Source organism: Acinetobacter sp. 12966 (assembly GCF_031196995.1).
In the GTDB taxonomy this organism is placed as follows: domain Bacteria; phylum Pseudomonadota; class Gammaproteobacteria; order Pseudomonadales; family Moraxellaceae; genus Acinetobacter; species Acinetobacter geminorum.
This window is the reverse complement of record NZ_JAVIMC010000054.1, coordinates 1-258: the sequence shown is the minus strand read 5'-3', so window position 1 is coordinate 258 and position 258 is coordinate 1. Positions and strand designations below refer to the sequence as shown.

Genomic DNA, 258 nt, shown 5'->3' with positions numbered 1-258 from the left:
CCAAAAACGACTTTAAACAATTTAGCTTCGTCTCAAACAGCGCAGCCTACAGAAAGGCGAGTGGCTCATACCGATAAACCACTCAATTCAACCGCTCTTGAACAAACGCAAACTGAGCAGTTGCCACAAAACACCAATAGCGAAACTAAAAGTGGTGGGGTCAAAACACCCGCAATGCAGCAAGAATATTCCAAAGCACCGAGCACTCAAGTTGAACATGATGATGTTGTTCAGGTGAGTAGCGTGGATGTGCTGAGT

Annotated in this window: 1 pseudogene; it reads left to right on the top strand. The window is 45.3% G+C overall.

The features are described from left to right. Positions 1-258 (top strand): annotated as a pseudogene (locus tag RFW85_RS07805) (energy transducer TonB); the annotation flags it as partial.